Origin of the sequence: Rhodoferax sp. UBA5149 (assembly GCF_002413825.1) — a bacterium.
Taxonomy (GTDB): Bacteria; Pseudomonadota; Gammaproteobacteria; order Burkholderiales; family Burkholderiaceae_C; genus Rhodoferax.
The window spans coordinates 3074-7676 of record NZ_DHXT01000134.1; the positions used below are offsets into that span (position 1 = coordinate 3074).

The window sequence follows — 4603 nt, forward strand, 5'->3', positions numbered from 1 at the left end:
CAGCTTTTGGAAAAAGAAAAGTTGCCACACCAGGTGCTGAACGCCAAGCAGCATGCGCGTGAGGCCGATATCGTGGCCCAGGCCGGACGCGCCAAAATGATCACCATTGCCACCAACATGGCGGGTCGCGGGACCGACATTGTGTTGGGCGGCAACATGAGCCAGGCGGTGGAAGCGGTGGAGGCTGACGAGTCGCTGGATGCCGCGCAGAAACAAAAACAGCTGGAGGCGATACGGGCGCAGTGGGAGCAAGACCACGAGAAGGTCAATGCACTGGGTGGTTTGCGCATCATCGCCACCGAGCGGCACGAGTCACGCCGCATCGACAACCAGTTGCGGGGTCGCTCCGGCCGTCAAGGCGATCCGGGTTCGTCGCGCTTCTACTTGAGTCTGGATGACTCGCTGATGCGCATTTTTGCCGGTGACCGGGTCAAGGCCATCATGGACCGGCTCAAGATGCCGGATGGTGAGGCGATTGAAGCGGGCATCGTGACACGCAGCATCGAGAGCGCCCAGCGCAAGGTGGAAGCTCGCAATTTCGACATGCGCAAGCAGCTGCTGGAGTATGACGATGTGTCGAATGACCAGCGCAAGGTGATTTACCAGCAGCGCAACGAGATTCTGGATGCGGCCGATTTGTCGGCCCAGATCACGTCCTTGCGTGAAGGCTGTTTCAATGATCTGGTGCGCCAATATGTGCCGGTCGAGTCGGTCGAGGAGCAATGGGACATCGCAACGCTGGAAAGAGTTTTGTCCGATGAATGGGAGGTCATGCTCCAGCTGCAGAGCCAAGTGAGTGCGGCCAGTGCCATCACCGACGAAGATCTGCTGGCGAGTGTGCGAAGCGAAGCCAATAAGGTGTTTGCAGCCAAGGTGGAGCAGGTCGGCGGCGAAAACTTCATCCAGTTCGAGCGCATGGTGTTGCTGCAGAGCATTGACACGCATTGGCGTGAGCACCTCAGTTCGCTGGATTACCTGCGCCAGGGCATTCATTTGCGTGGCTATGCCCAGAAGCAGCCTAAACAGGAATACAAACGCGAGGCCTTCGAACTCTTTGGTCAGTTGCTGGACTCGGTTAAAAATGACGTCACCAAGGTGCTCATGACGGTCAAGGTTCAATCCAGCGAGCAACTGGAACAGGCGGCCGACGATATGGAGAGCCGCGGTGAGAGCATTGCGAATGTGACCTACAGTGCACCGACCGAAACCGGCGAGGTGGAGACCACGGTCGATGAGGAAACGATTAACAAAAAATTGCGCGCCTTCGGGGGCGCCGTTCCCCGCGTCGGTCGCAATGAAGCATGCCCTTGTGGCAGTGGCAAAAAATACAAGCACTGCCACGGCAAGCTGGTTTAAGGCAAACACTCGCCTAAACATCGGGCCCTGGATTATTTCCACGGCCCGATTGGTTTTTATGGACTGAATTTTTGGATAATCCGCTAGTTCCCTGAAGGAAAAAAATGGCCGTTAACTTGCCCGCCCCCAATCCAGCTGAATTGCATCCCGTCGCAGGGGTACGCATCGGTGTTACTGAAGCCGGTGTGCGCAAGGCCAATCGCAAAGACCTGACCGTCGTCTTGATCGACCACGGGGCTTCGGTGTCAGGCGTCTTCACCCAGAACCGGTTTTGCGCGGCACCGGTGCAGATCTGCCGCGAACATCTCGCCAGCGGCGCGGGGGTCCGGGCCATGCTCATCAATACCGGCAACGCCAATGCCGGTACCGGTGAAGATGGACGGGTTCGCGCCTTCAGCACCTGTGTGGCGCTCGCCCGAAAACTCGATATCGCACCCGAGCAAGTTTTGCCATTTTCAACCGGCGTCATCATGGAGTCCTTGCCCATTGATCGTATTGAAGCCGGGCTTGAGGGTGCCTTGGCGGATGTGCGTGAAGACAACTGGCTGCGCGCGGCCGAAGGCATCATGACCACCGACACCGTGGCCAAGGCTTTTGGCACGCAGGTGATGATTGACGGCGCCCTGGTGAGCATCACCGGCATCAGCAAGGGTGCCGGCATGATTCGCCCCAATATGGCGACCATGCTGGGTTTCATGGCCACCGACGCCTGTGTCAGCCAGGCGCTGATGCATCAACTGGCGGCCGAGTTGGCCGAAGGTTCATTCAATCGCGTGACGGTGGACGGCGACACCTCCACCAACGACTCGTTTGTCGTCATTGCCACCAATAAGGCGACGCATGCGACGATCGATTCGCTGGACAGCGCACCGGGAAGAGTCCTCAAGGCCGCCATGCTGGAGGTCGCGCAAAAGCTGGCGCAAGCCATCGTGCGTGATGGTGAAGGCGCTACAAAATTCATAGCGATCAAGGTGGAAGGCGGAAAAACGCAGGCGGAGTGCCGCCAGGTGGCCTACGCCATTGCCCATTCACCTTTGGTGAAGACGGCCTTTTTTGCCAGCGACCCGAACCTGGGGCGCATTCTGGCGGCGGTCGGCTACGCGGGCATTGACGATCTGGAGCAGACCGGCATTGATTTGTATCTGGACGAGGTTCATGTGGCGGTTCAAGGCGGGCGCAATCCCTTGTATCGCGAAGAAGATGGCCAGCGCGTCATGCAACAGCGCGAGATCACCGTGCGGGTGGTTCTGGGCCGCGGTGATGCGGTGGACACGGTCTGGACCTGTGACCTCAGCCATGACTACGTCACGATCAACGCAGACTACCGCTCATGAACGAGAAGTTTGAGCACTTGCTGATGCGGGCCGAGCAACTCATCAGCCGGATTGAGTCGGTATTGCCACAGGCACTCTCGTCGCCTGACTGGACGGCATCGGTTGCCTACCGATACCGGAAGCGGAGCTCGGGCCATGGCGCGCTGGAGGCGGTGCGCCATGTGGGCGCCATGCGTTTGTCGGATTTGAAAGAGATCGAGCCGCAAAAGGAAAAGATCCAGCTCAACACCCTGCAGTTTGTCAGCGGCAAATTGGCCAACAACGTGCTGCTGACAGGTGCCCGTGGTACCGGCAAGTCGTCGCTGATCAAGGCCTGCCTGAACGAATACGCGGGGCGTGGGTTGCGGTTGATTGAGGTGGACAAAGCCGATTTGGTTGACCTTCCCGATATTGTGGACGTGGTATCCGAGCGACCTGAAAAATTCATTGTGTTTTGCGATGACCTGAGCTTTGAAGACGGCGAGCCGGGCTACAAAGCGCTCAAGTCGATCCTGGATGGCTCGGTGGCCGCCACCACACCCAATGTGCTGATTTACGCCACCAGCAACCGCCGCCATCTGTTGCCGGAGTATATGAAGGAAAACCTCAGCTACACGCATACCGAAGACGGAGAGGTTCATCCTGGTGAAGTGGTGGAGGAAAAAATTTCCCTGTCCGAACGTTTTGGTTTGTGGGTCAGTTTTTACCCTTTCACCCAGAATGAATACCTCGTCATCGTGGCGCAATGGTTGTCCTCCTTCGGTGTGGCATCAGCGGCCATTGAAGCCGCACGACCGGAAGCACTGGTGTGGGCCCTGGAGCGGGGTTCCCGCAGCGGCCGGGTGGCCTACCAGTTTGCGCGCGACTATGCGGGCAAACACGCCGCAAGCACATGAGCGTCCCGACACTGGTTGCCGATGCCGGGCTGCCCCGCGAAGGTGGCGTTGACCGTGCGGTGGTCGATGTCGCCGTGGGTGTCCTGATTCGACCGGATGGCGACTTCCTGCTCACCTCCAGACCCGCCGGAAAGGTCTACGAAGGGTACTGGGAGTTTCCCGGTGGCAAGCTGGAGCCGGGCGAAACGGTGGCGCAGGCCTTGCAGCGCGAGCTGCATGAAGAGCTCGGCATCACCATCGGTCCCGCCGCACCATGGAAAGTTGAAATGGTGGACTATCCCCATGCGCTGGTGCGTCTGAACTTCTGCAAGGTTTTTCACTGGACAGGTGACTTGCAGATGCGGGAGGCCCAGTCGTTTGCCTGGCAGCGACTTCCGGTGCAGGTGGTACCGGTGTTGCCCGGCACGGTGCCGGTGCTTCAGTGGCTTGCAGAGGAGCAGAATTTCAAGAATGCTACTTATTTTGTAGCGGCTTAAGTATATAAATAGAGGGCTGTGGCCCAAATTTATATAAATCTCAGGGTTACTGTTCGTCGTCAGTCAGCTGATCTTCTGGCAGTCCGGTGACGGGCATGCGGAAGTTTTCGCTGGCCCAGGCGCCCAGATCGATATTCTTGCAACGCTCGCTGCAGAACGGGCGGAATGGGTTGGAGGGCGCGTACACACTGTCGCCGCCGCAGGTGGGGCAGGCGACCAGTTTGGGCGATCCTGGCGGGGGCGTGTCTACGGGCTTCATGAGCACAGCGCCAGCTCAAAAGCGGCGTCTTCAGGGCAGGCGTGGAGTCGGTCATCGTCTCCCTGGCGCATGAGTCGTATGGACACCATGAGTCGATTGCCGCTGATCTCCGGGATCAACTCCAGCGACGAGTCCAACGCCAGGCGCAGCAGTTGAAACGTCCTGCCTTGGGGCAGGTTTTGCTGATATTGCCCGGCGTTGGCAATCACCTTTTGCGGCGCGCCGGAGTCCCGCAGCAACTTGAGCAAGACATGAATCGAGTCGGCAAGCGGCGTCAGCTTGGAGACCCAAAGTCCCAGATCA

General features: G+C 58.7%; 6 protein-coding genes. 4 read left to right on the forward strand and 2 right to left on the reverse strand.

What is annotated here, in order from left to right; all coding sequences use genetic code 11:
• The 4 genes from B3V69_RS11705 to B3V69_RS11720 all read left to right on the forward strand — a co-directional run.
• Positions 1 to 1356: SEC-C metal-binding domain-containing protein (locus B3V69_RS11705; protein WP_296446725.1), on the forward strand; the 1356-nt coding region annotated here is incomplete at its 5' end.
• Positions 1357 to 1460: 104 nt separating this feature from the next.
• Positions 1461 to 2690, forward strand: coding sequence for a bifunctional glutamate N-acetyltransferase/amino-acid acetyltransferase ArgJ (gene argJ / locus B3V69_RS11710; protein ID WP_296446727.1), 1230 nt, complete (start codon positions 1461 to 1463; stop codon positions 2688 to 2690).
• On the forward strand, positions 2687 to 3565 hold the full coding sequence (locus tag B3V69_RS11715; RefSeq protein ID WP_296446729.1) for an ATP-binding protein: 879 nt from the start codon (positions 2687 to 2689) through the stop codon (positions 3563 to 3565). The genes argJ and B3V69_RS11715 overlap by 4 nt, the downstream gene beginning before the upstream one ends.
• Positions 3562 to 4041: an NUDIX domain-containing protein gene (locus B3V69_RS11720; protein WP_296446732.1), complete on the forward strand. Its 480-nt coding sequence runs from the start codon at positions 3562 to 3564 to the stop codon at positions 4039 to 4041. Before B3V69_RS11715 ends, B3V69_RS11720 begins: the two co-directional genes overlap by 4 nt.
• Positions 4042 to 4087: 46 nt before the next feature.
• On the opposite strand, the gene B3V69_RS11725 is transcribed toward B3V69_RS11720, so the two are convergent.
• Together B3V69_RS11725 and zapD are read right to left on the reverse strand one after the other, a co-directional pair.
• Positions 4088 to 4300, reverse strand: coding sequence for a DNA gyrase inhibitor YacG (locus B3V69_RS11725; RefSeq protein ID WP_296446733.1), 213 nt, complete (start codon positions 4298 to 4300; stop codon positions 4088 to 4090).
• On the reverse strand, positions 4297 to 4603 hold a 307-nt coding region (gene zapD / locus B3V69_RS11730), incomplete at its 5' end, for a cell division protein ZapD (protein ID WP_296446735.1). The genes zapD and B3V69_RS11725, both read right to left, overlap by 4 nt.